At 68.5% G+C, this 15,612-nt stretch carries 15 protein-coding genes and 3 pseudogenes; 5 read left to right on the top strand and 13 right to left on the bottom strand.

Going from position 1 to position 15,612, the window contains the following annotated elements; genetic code table 11:
- Positions 1-92: 92 nt before the first annotated feature.
- The 9 genes and pseudogenes from CCN29_RS26650 to CCN29_RS26600 all read right to left on the bottom strand — a co-directional run bounded on the left by CCN29_RS26650 (position 93) and on the right by CCN29_RS26600 (position 9,162).
- Positions 93-2,285: a pectate lyase-like domain-containing protein gene (locus tag CCN29_RS26650; RefSeq protein WP_086685064.1), complete on the bottom strand. Its 2,193-nt coding sequence runs from the start codon at positions 2,283-2,285 to the stop codon at positions 93-95.
- Positions 2,286-2,445: 160 nt separating this feature from the next.
- Positions 2,446-2,715, bottom strand: a pseudogene (locus tag CCN29_RS26645) (hypothetical protein); the annotation flags it as partial.
- 199 nt (positions 2,716-2,914) lie between these two features.
- On the bottom strand, positions 2,915-3,436 hold the full coding sequence (locus CCN29_RS26640; RefSeq protein WP_086685061.1) for a hypothetical protein: 522 nt from the start codon (positions 3,434-3,436) through the stop codon (positions 2,915-2,917).
- Between the two features lie 95 nt (positions 3,437-3,531).
- Entirely contained in the window at positions 3,532-4,506 is a 975-nt protein-coding gene (locus tag CCN29_RS26635; protein WP_086685058.1) for an alpha/beta hydrolase family protein, read from the bottom strand.
- A gap of 1,352 nt (positions 4,507-5,858) precedes the next feature.
- Positions 5,859-6,407, bottom strand: coding sequence for a tellurite resistance TerB family protein (locus CCN29_RS26620; RefSeq protein ID WP_024888438.1), 549 nt, complete (start codon positions 6,405-6,407; stop codon positions 5,859-5,861).
- A 300-nt stretch (positions 6,408-6,707) separates the two neighbouring features.
- A complete protein-coding gene (locus tag CCN29_RS26615) occupies positions 6,708-6,920 on the bottom strand; it encodes a hypothetical protein (protein WP_143661385.1) in 213 nt (70 codons plus the stop codon).
- A gap of 53 nt (positions 6,921-6,973) precedes the next feature.
- Positions 6,974-7,231, bottom strand: a complete 258-nt coding sequence (locus CCN29_RS26610; protein ID WP_086685051.1) for a hypothetical protein — start codon at positions 7,229-7,231, stop codon at positions 6,974-6,976.
- A gap of 318 nt (positions 7,232-7,549) precedes the next feature.
- Positions 7,550-8,803: an RNA polymerase sigma factor gene (locus tag CCN29_RS26605; protein WP_086685048.1), complete on the bottom strand. Its 1,254-nt coding sequence runs from the start codon at positions 8,801-8,803 to the stop codon at positions 7,550-7,552.
- Positions 8,800-9,162, bottom strand: a complete 363-nt coding sequence (locus CCN29_RS26600) for a YciI family protein (protein ID WP_086685045.1) — start codon at positions 9,160-9,162, stop codon at positions 8,800-8,802. Before CCN29_RS26600 ends, CCN29_RS26605 begins: the two co-directional genes overlap by 4 nt.
- Positions 9,163-9,741: 579 nt before the next feature.
- Here CCN29_RS26600 and CCN29_RS35050 point away from each other — a divergent pair.
- Positions 9,742-9,864: pseudogene (locus CCN29_RS35050) on the top strand (MerR family transcriptional regulator); the annotation flags it as partial.
- 38 nt (positions 9,865-9,902) lie between these two features.
- Here the strand turns inward: CCN29_RS35050 and CCN29_RS35045 are convergent.
- Both CCN29_RS35045 and CCN29_RS36255 read right to left on the bottom strand, forming a co-directional pair.
- Positions 9,903-10,026: pseudogene (locus CCN29_RS35045) on the bottom strand (IS630 family transposase); the annotation flags it as partial.
- A 64-nt stretch (positions 10,027-10,090) separates the two neighbouring features.
- A complete protein-coding gene (locus tag CCN29_RS36255) occupies positions 10,091-10,243 on the bottom strand; it encodes a hypothetical protein (RefSeq protein ID WP_442538501.1) in 153 nt (50 codons plus the stop codon).
- A 104-nt stretch (positions 10,244-10,347) separates the two neighbouring features.
- On the opposite strand from CCN29_RS36255, the gene CCN29_RS26590 reads away from it, so the two are divergent.
- On the top strand, positions 10,348-10,578 hold the full coding sequence (locus CCN29_RS26590; protein WP_086685070.1) for a bacteriocin immunity protein: 231 nt from the start codon (positions 10,348-10,350) through the stop codon (positions 10,576-10,578).
- A 9-nt stretch (positions 10,579-10,587) separates the two neighbouring features.
- On the opposite strand, the gene CCN29_RS26585 is transcribed toward CCN29_RS26590, so the two are convergent.
- A complete protein-coding gene (locus CCN29_RS26585; protein ID WP_086685040.1) occupies positions 10,588-11,046 on the bottom strand; it encodes an IS5 family transposase in 459 nt (152 codons plus the stop codon).
- A gap of 362 nt (positions 11,047-11,408) precedes the next feature.
- Here CCN29_RS26585 and CCN29_RS26575 point away from each other — a divergent pair, with 362 nt between their 5' ends.
- Positions 11,409-12,050 carry an RNA polymerase sigma factor gene (locus CCN29_RS26575; protein ID WP_086685035.1) on the top strand — a complete coding sequence of 214 codons (642 nt, stop codon included), beginning with the start codon at positions 11,409-11,411 and terminating at the stop codon, positions 12,048-12,050.
- The gene (locus CCN29_RS26570) at positions 12,047-13,048 is read left to right on the top strand and encodes a CU044_5270 family protein (protein WP_086685032.1); all 1,002 of its coding nucleotides are present in this window, start codon (positions 12,047-12,049) and stop codon (positions 13,046-13,048) included. The genes CCN29_RS26575 and CCN29_RS26570 overlap by 4 nt, the downstream gene beginning before the upstream one ends.
- Before the next feature lie 37 nt (positions 13,049-13,085).
- On the opposite strand, the gene CCN29_RS26565 is transcribed toward CCN29_RS26570, so the two are convergent.
- The gene (locus CCN29_RS26565; RefSeq protein WP_086685029.1) at positions 13,086-13,910 is read right to left on the bottom strand and encodes an IS5 family transposase; all 825 of its coding nucleotides are present in this window, start codon (positions 13,908-13,910) and stop codon (positions 13,086-13,088) included.
- A gap of 540 nt (positions 13,911-14,450) precedes the next feature.
- On the opposite strand from CCN29_RS26565, the gene CCN29_RS26560 reads away from it, so the two are divergent.
- The coding region (locus CCN29_RS26560) for a hypothetical protein (RefSeq protein WP_442538500.1) at positions 14,451-15,612 on the top strand (1,162 nt) is incomplete at its 3' end.

The following is a 15,612-nucleotide window of genomic DNA, read 5'->3' as shown; positions in this document are numbered from 1 at the left end:
CCGGCCACGCGTCCCCTCCGGCCGGATGACATCCCCGCGCCCCGGCCGGAGGGGACGCGTGGCCGGCGGGCGGCCCGATCAGGGGTGGGACGTCAGGGGAAGGACACGACGGTGGACGGGACGGTCGAGGTGCCGGCCGGGACCGTGGAGGCGCCGGTGTCGTTGATGACGTGGTTGTAGTGGCCCATGCCGCCGAGGGAGACCACCAGGAGGCTGTGGAACTTCACGCCCGGTTTGACGGGGGTCTTGAAGCCGTGGTCCTGGCGGATGTTCGGGTCGACGTTGTAGTTGCAGTAGCTGCCCAGGCCCCATGCCTCGTGGGTGTCGACCGAGTCGTCGACCCGGTAGGCGGCGTACCCCTTCGTGGTGCCGTTCTGGATGGCGGCCTGGTTCGGAGCGTCGTACGCCTTCTCGTTCTGGTAGAAGATCGTCCGGCCGCGTTCGCCGTACCACTCGACGTCGTACTTGTTGAAGTGCTCGACGAACAGGCCGGTCGCCAGCACGTCGTCGCCGTTGACGCGGACGCCGTAGTCGGCCCGGTTGGTCTCCCAGCCGACGCCTTCGCCGTGGTCGGCCCGCCACACCCAGGTGTGGTCGATGATGGTGTCGTGGCTGTTGACGACCATGCTGGTGGTCGCCTTGCCCGCGCCGGCGCCGCCGATGCGGATGTACACGTCCTGCACGGTGGTGGGGTTGGCCGCGTGGTCGGTGGACGCGCCCTGCGGGCCGATCTCCAGCAGGGTCGGGGAGTTGACCGGTCCGGCGTCGATGAGGAAGCCGGCGAGCCGCACTCCGTCGACGTCGGCGACCTTCATGGCGGTCACGCCGTTGTCCGGGATGATCGTGGCGAGGCCGAGACCCAGCACGATGGTGTTCGCCCGCTCGACGGTGATGGTCCGGTCGACGTGGTAGACGCCCGGCGTGAACAGCAGGTGCAGGCCCTGGGCGAGCGCGGCGTTGATGGTGGCCGCCGTGGCGCCGGGCTTGACGACGTAGAACTTGCTCAGCGGGATCGACTCGCCCCGCGGGGTGCCGCTCGCCCAGGTCGTGCCGCGCGCGTCGGTCCGCTTGGCGGGCGCGAAGACCTTGTACTCGCCGCCGTCCAGGTAGAGGAAGGGCTTCTCGCGGGAGATCGGTGTCGTGCCGAGCGTGGTGTAGCGGGGCTCGGGGAAGCTGGTGGCGGGAGCACCCTCCACGCCGGAGAAGACCTGGTTCCAGACGCTGTTGGACCAGCCGCCGATGGAGCTGTCGCGGGTGTACCACTGCTGCTGCGAGTAGTTGCCGACCTGGCCGTCGATCCTGCTGTCGGCGATGTAGCCGCCGCTGGCCCAGCCGTAGCCGTTGGGTGCGAGGTTGAGGCCGCCCTTGACGTGCATCCGGCGGAACGAGGCGGCCTGGGAGACGGCCCAGCGGTTGGTGCCGTTGACCGGCTTCACGGCGAGGTTCTCCGCACCGCGCCAGAAGTTCTGCGTGGCGTTGCCGTTGAACCAGCCCGCGTCGACCGTGATGTCACCGTTGATCGTGGTGTCGTCGGGGCTGAGGCCGAGGCCGGCGATCTGGGTGTAGAAGCCGATCTGGGCGTTGAGGTTGTCGTACGTGCCCGGCTTGAAGAGGAAAGCGTGCCGGCCGGAGCCGAACTGGGCCGACTCCTGCTCCCTGAAGACCTGGTCCAGCTTGGCCTGGATGCCCGGGGTCGAAGGGTCGAAGACGTGCACGTTCGGGCCGAGGTCGCCGCCCGGCGTGACCGGGCCGGGGTCGTCACCGGTGGTGCCGTACACCTTGAACTCCCAGAGGGAGTAGCCGTAGGGCGTGGCGCGGACGGTGCCGAGCATGCGGACGTAGCGGGCGGTGCCGGAGAGGTTCACGGTCTCCGTGCCGCCGGCGCCGGTGGTGGTGGAGTGGGCCGTCGTCCAGTCCGTGCCGTTCGGGGACGTCTCGATGCGGTAGGACTTCGCGTAGGCGGCCTCCCAGCGCAGTTCGACCCGGCTGAGGGAGGCGGGGGCGCCGAGGTCGACGCGGATCCACTGCGGATCGGACGCGGCGCTCGACCAGCGGGTGCCGTCGTCGCCGTCGACCGCTGCCGTGGCCGGGGTGCCGTAGTGCTCCTGGCTGGAGGCGGTGACCGGCTTGCCCTGGGAGAGCAGGACGGGTGCGGCCTGGGCCTGCGTGGCCGGGACGACGGCGAGCAGGGCGGCGGCCAGGGCGGTGACCAGGACGCCGACGAGGCCGCGGCGGCCGGATCTGTGCGACGGCGGCGAAGCTGGGCGTATGCCGACAGCGGGCATGGGGGGACTCCTCGACACGGGGTGAGTGGGAGAGCGCTCTCCCGACCATGCCCGCCGTGCCTGACACGGTCAAGGTTCCGCGCAGGCTTTTCTTTTGACTTGCATTAAGTGTCGAGTGTGATGTGTGGCAGCGTCCGCCCGAGACGTCCGCCGCGCGGGATCACCCCTCCGGCCGACGCGCGGCGAGAGCACGGCCGGCGCAGCGGGCGCCTTTCGCCCAGGGCTGTCGGCGGGCCTGCTCGGCGGCCGCCTGATCCGTCGTGGCGTCAGCCGTGCTCAGTCGCTCGCCGCTGCTCTCCAGGTGGGCGCGGACGAATCACTGGAACAGTTCCAGGCCGCGCAGTTGCTCGATGAGGATGTCCTGCGTAACGGGGTCGGAGGCCTCGGTCGCCGCCATCACCTGGCGGTGGTCCTCGATGAGCCCTTCGTGTTGACGCCTTCGGTCACCTACGGGCCGGCTTCGTAAGGCTCATGGTCGGATGCCGACGTCTATTTCCCGGCGCAGTCCGCTGCGGTGGGGAGCGCGTCCCTGGGGCGACGAAGTCCATGTCCGCTCTCATGCACGCTTGATGATCACAGGTGAGCACTCACCGTCACAGTCCCGCACCCGCCTCACTGTGAGGGGCCGGTCAGGCGGTCGGCACGGTGCCGGGCTGGTCCTGCACGTTTGCTGCCGCGTTGATCTGATTTGTGCCCGCCTGGGTGAGGAAGACCCACGTCCCGTAGACGCCCCACGTGAGGCCGAGCAGCGAACTCGCGGCGTAGAAGCCCATTCCGGCGGTGGAGCCGGCGGTGGCGAACAGTCCGGCGGCGGTGATACCTGCCGCGAATACGACGAGCGCGACGACAAGGATGGGCCGCGCATGCTGGGACGTGCCACGGCGGGCTGCGTGGTCGAGCACCGCGAGCAGACTTGCGCTTGCTGCTGCGGCGACCAACAGTTCGACCCCGAGCGCCCAGGTCGGTTGCGGCAGGGTGACCAGCGATGCGGTGACTGTGGTGGTCAGGAACAGGGAGACGGTTTGCGCGGCGCGGTTGCGGTATTCCTGGGAGGTGGCGACGACGTCGAAGCGGAAAGCGACGACGATGAAGGTGAGTCCGGTGAGGCCGGCGGCGCTTCCGCCGACGGTCGCGGCGAACGTGGTCCACATGGCGGTTGCTCCTATGCGATCCGTGCTGGGGTGAAAGATTTGGTGCGATGAAGTGCGGTGGGCGGCGGCCGCGCGCCGCCGCCCACCGCGCGGAACTATCTCGTTTCGACCATGGCCATCGGGTCTTCACCGTTCTCCAGAGCATTCACCGCGTTCTTCCAGGACGGGTCGCCCGAGTAGAGCTGGCTGCGCAGGTAGGCCCACACGAGAGCCCGCAGAGTCGCCACGCGCTCGGGGTTCTCGTCGTCCGTCTCCGCCGCGTCGTATCCGGATATGCCACCGAAGATGTGACCAGCGCCGTGCATGGTCACCATGGTTTTGTTGCCGCCAGGGCTGGCCGAGTAGGCGTCAGCACGGTAGCTGAGCCGATCGGAAAAGTTGGGGTTGAGGTCCTGATCGCCCACGATGATCAGGGCGGTGCCTGTCATGTGCTCGAAGTCGGTGTAATACAGCACCGGGTAGTTCGTCCTGGCCCACTCGGCGAAGTGCTCGTCGTTGCCGATGCCCGGAGCTCCGATGAGCACTCCCGCCTTGACGCGAGAATCGGAGAGGTCCTTCGGCCGGTCGTCCCCCGGGTCCAGCATCTGGGCTCCGAGGAGGAGGGAGACGGTGTTGCCGCCCAGGGAGTGTCCTACGGCACCGACACGGTCCCTGTCGATCCGCCGTTCGGCAAGACCAGGGACGGCGGCCTCGATGTCGTCGAGGCGGTCGAGGATGTTGTGCATGTCGGTGGCGCGGTCACGCCAGAACAGGGGCGCGTCCTTGAGGTCGGTGTCGCGCAGACCGAGGGCCGTCGAGTCCAAGTGGGTCGGCTGGACGACCGCGAACCCGTGGGCGGCGAAGAAGTTCGCCAACGGCCCGTAGCCGTTGTAGGAGGACAGAAAGTTCGCCAGCCCGTGCCCGTGGGACAGGAGGATGAGCGGCAGGTCGGTGCCGGTCGCGGGGATCGACACCTTGACCTCCAGCGGCACGGGCCGGCCGGGAACGTCGAGGGTGACCGGGTGGTAGGTGAGGACGGGTTGCGACGCGTTGACCGGGATGTTGGCGTCGTCGCTGTACAGCTTGCTCATCGGAGCCCTTTCGAGATCGGTGTTGACATAGCGCCTGTCGTAACTGGCGGTCGTGGCCGCGAGCCTGATGGGCCAGGAACGGCCGCCCGGCACCTGGATCGGTGTGGACGGTGATCACCGCAGCGGTGCACAGATCTCGTCAGTTGTTTGTCCCGCGGTCTGACGGCAGGGGGAGGGCGGCTGGCTCAACCATCGACTGTCATACCTCCCTGACTCGACGGACGCACTTGTCTTGCCGGGAACTGTAAGATCAACCGAACAAACCGAACTAGGGCGAAAGTGACATGACTGAGTCCGCAATCGATGGGCGTCACAGAAGAGCACGGTTCGGAGTCGAAAGCCTGGTTGTGCGCGTTGCCGACGGTGACTTCCCGACCGTTGTGAACAGCGGGTACACCGTCAAGATCACACACGGCGCCCCGACCGGCTGCCGGAGGAGACCTACCGGCAGGTCCTTGAGCTGCACGGCATCGGACCGCGCCAGGCCGGAGCCCTGCACGAGTACGGCATCCACACCGTCGGCCGGCTCGCCGCCATCTCACCCGCCACCACTCAGCGCCTGCTCGGAGGCAGGGCTGGCCGTACGGCCGCCGACCGGGCCCGCGGCATCGACACGCGCCCCGTCGTGCCCCGGGCTCTGCCTCCTCCTCGGCCGTCCGGCACACCTTCGACCGCCACACCCTGGACGGCGCCACCGTCCGCGCAACCCTCCTCGAGCTGGTCGTGCGCTGCTGCTCGTCTTCAACGGAATCGGCCGGCGCAACCCCAACACCGCCATCGCGCAGTTGGCCGATCTCACCGAGCGGCACTGGAAGGGCACCGCGTACGACGGCGGCTTTCACATGGACGACGGCAAGCTCCCCGTCGTGACCGGCGACAGCCCAACTCCGTGTCAGGCGCATGCGGGTGGTCACCGCCAAGCGCCTGCTGGACTGGGAAGGATGGGGCATGGCCCAGGAAGGGTTTGACGCCGCCACTCTCTACGCCTACGTGCTGCTCCAGCCGGACACTGCCGGCCAAGCCCGTACCGCCTTCCCCGTGCTGGGCAGTCCGGCCTCGCCGCCGAAGCGACCGTGTGCGCCCAGCTGCTCCAGACCGTGGCCCGCGGAGACAACCTGTTCCTCGACGGACCGCTTCGGAACTGGGCTGGGGAACTCCGCCGTCGCTGAGCCCGCATGCTCGCCCCGACCACGAGGTCGACCACGCCGAGTGCGACCCCCGACCACGGCGCCGGACGGCGTGTCGAGTCTTGCCCCGCAAGGGATCAAAACCCGAGATTGATCACGCCCTCACACAGGCCCAAGCCGGATCGCTGATCAGAGCGGAACCAGGGAGCGAATCAAAGCCGGGACTCAAAGTTGGAATTCGGCCGGGGACAGCCCCAGCGTCGCACAGGCCTCGCGCAGGACCGTCGCCTCTGCCTGGGAGAAGTGGCCGTCGGCACCGGCGATGACCATGCCGGTCTGGATCACGGCCCGGGCCTCGGTGGGCTTCTTGGCGGCCTTGGCGATCTCCTGCATGGCCTCGGCCTTGCCGTGCTGGAAGTTCATCGTGAGCTGGTCGACATGCTTGTTGAAACGCTGCCGCAGCTGCTCCGGCGGGAAGTTCTGGAGCACGTCGTTGCTGAGGATCATCGACTCGACCTGCTGCCGCTCGGCCGGATCCACCTGCCCGTCGGCCGCCGCGACCAGCGCGCACACCGCCATGCTCGCGTCCCGGTAGGCACCGCTCTTCAACTCCGTCTTCAGCGAGCCGAGCTGCGTCTTCAGCACACCGATCAGCTGGGCCTTGCTGCCACCGCCGGACCTCGTCCCCCCGCTCTGCCCACCGGTGGCGCCACGCCCGCCCTGATTCTGCTGGAGAGCCTTGGCCTGGTCCTTGAGCTTGTCCCAGACTGCCATTTGAGTCACCTCGGTCATCGTCGGAAGTCATCTCGCGAACCCGCTCCCGCGCGCTCACTGGCCCAACGCCCGACCCCGGGCAAAGGTTCCGTAAAACGCGCACCTCTCTCGTCACCTGTTTCTCCGGTGTCCGAAACGGTGATTGCCCGCATCCGGTGATCGGGTTCGGGCAGTCGCGGTGACGTGTGGTGTCAGTGGCGGTGTGCCTGGTGTCAGGCGCTGTGCTGCCGCGTCACGCGTCGCCGTGCGAGCGGAGCCTCAGGCGCGGGGCGAGGCGGAACGCTGCGAAGCCCACCGTCGTCAGAGTCGCAGCCGCCGCGAGGAGAAGGCCGATGCCCCACCGGTGCCGGTCGAGGCGAGGCGAGGCTGCCGCTGTCGAGGTCCGTCGACGTGCCGCCCGTGGTCGAGGAGCCCGGTGCCGCCGGTCGTGCCCGAGGTGCTCGTGCTGGGCGACGGGCTCGGGGACGCCGAGGGCCCGTCACCGGCGACGACCTCGACCGCGAACTGGGTCACGGCGTCACCGACCGACGCGGCGACCATGTACGTGCCCGTGCCCTCACCGGCGGTCAGGGGCGGCGCCGTGGCCTTGCCCGAGTCGTCGGCCCTGACGCGGACGACCTGCTCGCCGTCCTCGAAGCGGGCACGGCCAGCTCGGTGGTGTCGGCGCCGCCCTCGGCGATGCCGCCGCGCACCGGCTCGTCGGAGGCCTGCCAGAAAGGGTCGTTCTCGGTCGGGGCCCGGGTACGGTCGCCGCTGCGCAGCCGGGCGCCGGTCACCCGGTTCGGGTCGACACAATGGCTGCCGCCCGCGTCGCTGTCGGCCACGCCCCGGTCATGACAAGTGACGCCAAGGCCACCAACCTGAAGTGGGGGGCGTCAGCGGATCAGGGAGCGCAGGACTGGCACGCTGAGTCCGCCGGCCCCCAGCTTCAAGGACGGCCGATGTACGAGACGGCGGCCGCGCTCGCCCTGGACGAGGACCTGGTGCGGGGCGTGGTCGCCGAGCGGATGGCGTGGGAGGAGGCGAGCCTGCACCTGACGCGCCCGCGGCACCGATCGGTTGGCGCTGGCGGGACAATCGAACGGATGGGCCAGGAGGGGCGCACCACCCTGGGCAAGGGCGGCCGCTACGCTCGGTCCCGGTCATGCCGGGTTCTCCAGGCGGTTGGCGCGGTGGGTGAGGTGGCGGCGTTCGGGGGCACTGGCGGTGCGAGCGGCGGCCTCTCGGTAGGCACGCGCGGCGGCTTGGTGCTGGCCCAGTTCTTCCAGCAGGTGGGCGCGGGCGGCGAGCAGTCGGTGGTGGTGTGCCAGGCGTTTGTCGCTCTCCAGCTTCGCCAGCAGGTCGAGGCCGGCGGCCGGGCCTTGGACCATGGCGACCGCGATGGCGCGGTTGAGGCTGACCACCGGGTTGGGCCCGAACTGTTCGAGGAGATCGTACAGGGCGAGGATCTGGGGCCAGTCGGTGGCTTCGGCGTGCGCGGCCTCGTCGTGCACGGCGGCTATGGCCGCTTGCAGTTGGTAGGGGCCGACCTGCCCGCGGGGCAGGGTACGGCTGATCAGGTCCACGCCTTCCGCAATGAGGCCACGGTCCCACCGGCCACGGTCCTGTTCCGCCAAGGGCACCATCTCCCCGTGAGGTCCGGTACGCGCCGGGCGGCGTGCGTCGGTCAGCAGCATCAGGGCGAGCAGCCCCGCGGTCTCGGTGTCCTCGGGCGCGAGGCGGTGCAGCAGCCGGGTGAGCCGGATGGCCTCGGCGGACAGTTCCGGCGCGGTCAAGTCGGTGCCGCCGGTGCTGGTGTAGCCCTCGTTGAAAATCAGATAGAGCACGTGCCGGACCGCGGCAAGCCGTTCGGCGCCGTCGGAGCCCTCTGGCAGGGACAGGGTGGCGCCGGCGGTCTTGATGGCCTGCTTGGCCCGGCTGATGCGCTGGGCCATCGTCGCCTCGGGCACCAGGAAGGCCGCGGCGATCTGCGCGGTGGTCAGACCGCCGACCGCACGCAGGGTCAGCGCGATTTGACTCGGCGCGGACAGCAAGGGATGGCAGCACAGAAAGAGCAGGGCCAGGGAGTCGTCCCGGTCTGAGGCCGGCATGTCGTCGGCGGCACAGGCCAGCAGCGCGGATTGCGGAGTGGCCAGCGCGAGGGCGTCCTCACGACGGCGACGTGCCGCCTCGCTGCGCACGTGGTCAACCAGCTTGCGGGAGGCGACGGTCACCAGCCAGCTCTGCGGACTGTTCGGTAACCCGGTCTCGGGCCACTGCAAGGCGGCGGCCAGCAGCGACTCCTGGACGGCGTCCTCACATGTGTCGAAGGCGCCGTACCGGCGGACGAGCGTGCCAAGGACCTGCGGCGCCAGTTCGCGCAGCAGGTCCTCGACATCGTGGTGCGCGGTGCTCACATGTCCGCCGCGGACTCGTGCAGCACAGGCCACAGCTCCACCGGCTCCACATCAGCGAACGGCATGTCTGCGGCGATCTGCTGCGCTCGCTCAGGGCTTTCGCAGTCCAGGAGGTAGAAGCTGGCGATGTACTCCTTGGTCTCCAGGTAAGGCCCGTCGGTGACGGCAGGGGCCCCGTCCTCGCGGCGCACCAGCTGGGCGGCTGCGGCATCCGCGAGGCCGTAGGCACCCAGCAGCTCGCCGCTCTCCCGGTACTTCTTGTTGAACGCCTCCTGCTTGGCGATCGCTTCCGGCCACGCCTCGGCCGGGAAGGAGTCCCACTTGGCCTGGTTGCCGTAGATCATCGCAACGTACTTCATCTCGGGTGTCCTCCCCATCTCGCGCGCCCCGTTGGCGCGCTGTCACCCTTCAGTCGGAGCAGGAAGCGGGTCCTCGACATCCGACGACAACTTTCCTCAACTTTTCTTCCAAGCAGCCCTTGAGCAGCTGAAACGTCGGACGACGGTGATCAACATATGTTGTCGTCGCACGTAAGGCCACCCATCCGCAGCGGGCGTGCGGCGCCCCAGATCAGAGCGCTGGTCCCGGGGTCTTGGACCCGTCTCGCCAGCTGGAGCGTCTGCCGTCGATCTCCGGTGATCTGCCTTCTGGCGCGGTCCTTCGCCACGGACACGGGGCAGGCGCCACGACTTCCCACAACAGGCAGTGTGCGAAGGATCTGATGTTTCGTGCCGTGCGTGGTCACGGCGATAGGGAGATAGAGGTCGAGTTCCACCACAACTGCCGGGAACCTGACAGCGATCTGGCCATCCGCTGCGTAGGCGTGTCCAGCTTCGTCATCGATCCGGCTGGGAGTAATTGTCGAGACCTGTGGTTCGACGGCTGAGCGGAGACAGTGGGGTCGAGTCTCCCGTAGGGGGAGACGAAAGAGCGCAGGCATGGACGGAGACGCGCTCTTCACGATCGGTGACCTGGTCCGGCGGACCGGGCTGACGGTCAAGACCATCCGGTTCCACTCCGACAACGGGATCGCGCCGCCGACAGACCGCAGCCCGGCTGGCAGCGATCGCACTGGCGGCGACCGCAGCGACAGAAGCCTGCGGCGGGCCGAGGGAGAGACCGACGACATCGCGGACCCTGTCGATGAACGGAGGGTCGGTGGACAGCTTGAACGTCTGCGGCCGGTGGGGTGTCAGGGCGAACGCCCGCCAGTTCCGCATGATGATGTCCCTGCCCTGGGCACAGGTGCCGGTGCGGGCAAGGATGTTCGCGACCTGCAGAGGCCAGTCAGATCGTGTAGAGGTCCAGAGTTTTGTTGTAGTAGAGGACGAACCGCTCCCAGCCGCCCGCGGTTGTGGAACGGGCACGCAGCAGGTTCTGCGAGGCGCCGGTGTAGTTCTTCTCGACAGCCACATAGAGGCCGTTGGCCCGGGACTTCATGACGAAGGTGCTCTCCTCCCCGATCCACTCGAAGGTGAAACCCTCCCAGGAGAGCTGTCCGGGCGATCAAGGATCTCGTTAGGGTGGCTCGGCGGAGGGACCTGATGAGTGCTGGGGAGATGAGTCGCGCGGAGGCAGTTGTGCTCGTGCAGCGGATCATGGACGCGGACTACACCTCGGACGACGAAGTGGACGGGTGGCTGGAGGGCCTGGACAGAGCCCTGGCATGCCCGTCGGGACGGGTCAGGGACTTGATCTTCTGGCCGCCGGAGGGGGAGCTTTCGGCTGATGAGGTGGTCGATCAGGCCCTGGCGTATCGGCCAGTCGCTCTGTGAGGTCAGGACTCAACTCCGAAGCCAGATGAGCAGAGCCGCGGTGGTGGCGGTGCCGAGGAAGACACGGCCGCGGCTGTCATAGCGAGTGGCCACGGCCCGGGACTGCTTCAGCCTGTTGATCGCCCGTTCCACGGTGTTGCGCTTCTTGTACCGCTCCGCGTCGAAGCCGGGTGGCCGTCCGCCGCGCAAGCCTTTGCGCAGGCGGGCGGCCTGGCTGTCGGTCTTCTCCGGGATCGAGTGCCGGATATCCCGGCGTCGCAGGTACTCGCGGCACGGACTGTTGCTGTATGCCTTGTCGGCCGCGAGGCTGTCGGGCTTCGTGCGCGGCCGGCCCGAACCGACCCGCGGAACACGACTCTTCTCCGGCACCGTCCGGAACTGGGTGCAGTCCGTCCGCTGTCCGCCGGTGACGACCAGGGACAACGGGCGGCAGCGGCCGTCCGCGCTCAGGTGGAGTTTTGGGAAAATCCCGCCACTGCACCCCGGTCCGCACCCGGCGCAAGATCCCGTCGATCACCTGCCGATGATCCCGCCACCGGCCACAACGTCCATGGCTCACCGGCAGGAACAGCCGCAAGCTCCTGGCCTCGCGACCTCGGCACGGCCGTCCAGGACATCCCGGGCCGATCGCCGAGAACCCTGACGTCGGATCCGTCGGCATGACTGCTGTCGTGCTCATCTTGCTCGCGCTGTCCGCCTTCGCCCCATCGTCCCGTTCACCGGCACCCTGTGGTGGGGGATGCTCACCGCGGCCGCCGAGTCGGCAAGCCGGTTCTGCGACTGCTCGGACGCGAGGTGGAACCGATGCGGCTGTGCGGACACTTGTTGCTGTGGACTTCCTATTGCATGAACGGGTTCGGTCTGGCGATCGGACGGCGTTCGCCGAGATCTTCGACGAACATGCGCGTGTCGTCTATGCCCACGCGATCAGGACGACGGGTGACTGGGCCCTCGCTGAGGACGTCATGTCCCTTACCTTTCTGGAGGCCTGGCGGCTGCGCGACAAGCTCCGCGAGGAAGTCAGAAGCGTCCGGGCGTGGCTGCTTGGCATCGCGACCAACGTGATGCGCAACATTGCCCGGGCGGCACGTCGGCACCGGGACGCGATGTCCCGTCTACCACCGCCGGAAGCGTTGCCCGACTTCTCGGACGGCATTGTTGGTCAGATGGCCGATGCTGAGCGGCTGGCTGCAGCAGCCCGAGCACTGAAACGTCTGAAGAGAACTGAGCGCGAGGTCTTCACTCTGGTCGTCTGGTCCGATCTGGGGTATGCCGCGGCTGCTGAGGCGTTAGGGATCCCTGTAGGCACCGTACGTTCCCGGCTCTCTCGGGCGAGAGAAAAGCTGCGCCGGCTCATCGAGGAGGAGCTTGCACCAAACGCGCATGGTGTGGAACCGCGAACCTACAGCGGACACATACCGCAGAGAGAGGGGACCTCGGTCCGCCCGTCCCACAGGAGGAGTGCACGATGAGCTTGGAACAGCACGAGCAGTCCGAGCGTGAGCAGGCAAGCCGGATGCTGCCCCCGACTCCCTATCCGGAGCCGCCAGCCGGACGCATGGACGCCCGTCGGGACCATTTCCTTACCGAAATTGACCGACAGATGCGATTTCGCTCTCCTCGTCGGGCGCCGCGGTCGAGAGGGCGCTGGGGGCTGTCGGTGGGCGCGGCAATGGCTGCCGGTGCGGTCGTCGTCGTTCTCACCCTCAACTCCGGCTCGCCTGATGCTCCGCTGAACACGCCACCGGCTTCGGTAGCGTCGGTCGAACTGCTGGAGAGAGCGGCACTGGCCGCTGCTACGACGCCGCACACGAAGGCCCGCACCGGCCAGTACTCGTATGTCAAGACGGTCGGCCACACGTCGGTCCTTTCCGAGACCAAGTCCGGCGATATGCAACTGCTCCGCGAGAGCGAGGTCATGGAGCAGTGGACCTCGGTCGACGGCAGTGAGCGGACTCTGCAGCGCAAGGACGGCAATGACAGCCTGGTGCCAGAAACGCCCAGTGAAGGCAGTCTCAACGCACCGACCTACGACTTCCTGGCGGCCTTGCCGACGGACCCCGACGCCCTGCTGAAGCTGATCCGCGACGATGCTCAGAAGAACCACGGAGCCGGTTCCGACTCCACGACGGGCCCGGACCAGGAAGCCTTCGTAACAATCGGCGACCTGCTGCGCAGCGGGGTGACCCCGCCCGACACCGCTGCCTCCCTCTATCGGGCGGCCGCACTTATTCCTGGAGTCGACATCGTCCCCGACGTCGTCGACGCGGTAGGCCGGAAGGGGATCGCCGTCGCCCGAACCCACGAAGGCGAACGCGCAGAGTGGATCTTCGATAAGAGCACGGCCCGACTGCTAGGAGAGCGCACAGTCCTTGTGGAGGACAACGCATGGGGCGAAGCCGGGACTATCGTCACCTCCGTAGCCATCACCAACAGCGGCATCGTCGACGACGCAGGGCAGGTTCCTTAGTGAGCGTTTGGTTCGCTGGTGTCCGTTTGGTTCGGGGTTAGGTGTCGCGCCAGTTGGTGGTGCTTTCCTGGGTGACTCGGCGGCTCATGAGGTCGATGGCGGCGACGTGGATCATGGCGGCTGATCGGTGTGGGTGGGTTTCGTAGTCGCGGGCCATGCGGCGGTGGTGCATGAGCCAGCCGAGGGTTCGTTCGATGACCCAGCGGCGCGGTTGGACGGTGAAGGTGTGGCTGCCGGGGGTGCGGTGGACGACTTCGAGGTCGATGCCGCGGGTGACGGCGTGTTCGACGGCGGCGTTCTTGTATCCGGAGTCGGCCCGGGCTCTGATGACGCGGGGGTGGCGGGCGGCGATCTGGTCCAGGAGGTGGGTGCCGGCGGTGGAGTCGTGGACGGCCGCGGAGGTGACCAGGACAGTGAGGAGTAGGCCGAGAGTGTCGGTGACGATGTGTCGTTTGCGGCCGGCGATCTTCTTGGCGGCGTCGTAGCCCTGGTCGGCGAGGTGGACGTTGGCGGAGGTCTTGACCGACTGCGAGTCGAGTACGCAGGCGCTGGGGTGGGCGTCGTGCCCCTCGCGTTCTCGGACGAGCCGGCGGAGGAGGCCGGTGGGCTGGTCGAAGATGCCGTCGGTCCCCCATTTGGCGAAGTATCCGTAGACGGTCTGGTGAGGTGGGAAGTCGTGCGGGAGGTAGCGCCAAGGGATGCCGGTGCGGTCGACGTAGAGGATGGCGTCCATGAGGTCGCGCAGGTCGTGGGTGGGGCGGCGGATGCCGGCTCGGGCGTCCCGCCAGGCTTGGAGGGTGGGGCGGATGAGTTCCCATCGCGCGTCGGACAGGTCGCTGGGGTAGCGGCGCCTGGGCTGCATATTGCCGGAGTACGGGACCGTGGCCGGCGCAGGGAGAGTGTGCGGGTCGCCGGTGGAAGCATCGGGGCAAGCCGGGGCCACTACTAAATGAGACGGTGCATTGCTGGGCGAAAACATGCGCCGTTCAGACTCCCCAACTGGGTCATTGAGGGCTTATCCCCGTATACGGGGTCGTCGTACAGCGACCACGCCGGGGCGCAATCTGCCAAGAAATACCGCGAAAGCGAACCAAACGCTCACTAAGGCGCGGACGATGTCCTGTCCGGGGCTCATGTGGGCCGTGTACCGGCAAGGTTCATCGAATAGCCGTGCCCGCGCAGGCTGGCCTCGTTCACGAGTTCGGGGTTCTGCTCAAGTTCTGTGACCGGTGGATGTAATCTCCGCCCATCGGCGCGCCTCTGCGTCGTCGTGCCGGGCTGGTAGTGGGTGCCTCGGCCTTGAGCTGGGTGCTGAGCGGCGCCAGCATCGGCACGGCGCGATGTCGGTGCCGTGCCGTAGGTTGCCAAGTGTCAGGCGATCCCGGCGACGGGGGGGACGAGGGTGCGCAGGCCAGTTGAGGGCGAAGTCCACGTGCACTACGGCCAGATCTACGTCGAGAGTGATCCGGACAGCTTCGGTCCGGACCTCCGGGAGTCTTTCGCCGGGCAGAGCGCCGGGCTGTGCGGGGCCGCGACGCCGGGCGCGCTGTGGTTGTCGACCGGGTTCCACACGGGCAGCGTCGGCTTCACCGTCGAGGTGCACGACCAGGCTCCGCCGCTGGATCCGGCGTGGGAGGACGTCGTAGAGGCCTCCTTCCGCCCCGTCTCGGCCGGCAGCGCTCTCGTGCAATGGGCGGGGGAGGCCTCCTGGGACCTCGCCCTGGAAGAGACGGACTACAGGGTGCGCTACTGCGCCCAGGGCATGGACGAGGCACACCGCCAGGACACCCGGCTGGACGACGAGCCGCAACTGGACTGCTACCTGCTGCAGTTCTGGCCCGCTCCACCCGCACCGGACCGCGTCCTGAAACAGACCTCGGCGACTGCCGCGTACTGGCACGACTACGCCCGCCGGCAGCCCGCTCCACCCACACCGGCCGAACGCGCCGAAGCCGAACGTCAGGCCCGCCTCGCGCAGGAACAAGTCGAGGAAGAAAGCCGGCTCGCCTACGAACGGTGGCAGTGGGGCGGACGCTCGCCGAGCCGCGCCCTGCGCGAGGTCAGCGGCAACGTGCGCGGCCTGCTCGTCTTCGACCCGGCCCTCGTCCACGCCATCGACGCCGCCACACCCGGGACCCAGCGGACAACAGCGCTGTTGGCCGCACGTCGTGCCTGTGAGGCGGCCGGGCTCACCGACCTCGACTGGATCGCCGCAGGGCTCACCGCCCTGGCCGAGGGCCGCCCGCTGCCGTCGCCCCTCGACGACCCTGCCCAGGCGTGGCGGGCCCTGGAAGCAGATCCACGGGTCCCCGACAGAAGCGTCGCCCAGGCCGTCCCGCCCAAACGGCCCCCCTTCCAGCCACCCGCCCACAGCGACACACACGCGCCGATGCCCAAGCCCGCCACGCTCCCGCGGATCACAGGTCCCGCGGCCGCCCTGGTGAAGCCGCCGGACCGTGCCGCACCACCGACACCGCAGCCCGGGGAAGCGGCGCCGCACACGGTGAGGGTCACGTTCGGCGAGCTGGACTCGTCCCTGCGGATGTCCCAGCCCCACATGGCCC

The sequence above is a fragment of the Streptomyces pseudogriseolus genome, from assembly GCA_002154585.1.
Taxonomy (GTDB): domain Bacteria; phylum Actinomycetota; class Actinomycetes; order Streptomycetales; family Streptomycetaceae; genus Streptomyces; species Streptomyces pseudogriseolus.
The sequence above is the reverse complement of the archived record's forward strand: the minus strand, read 5'-3'. Positions and strand labels throughout refer to the sequence as shown.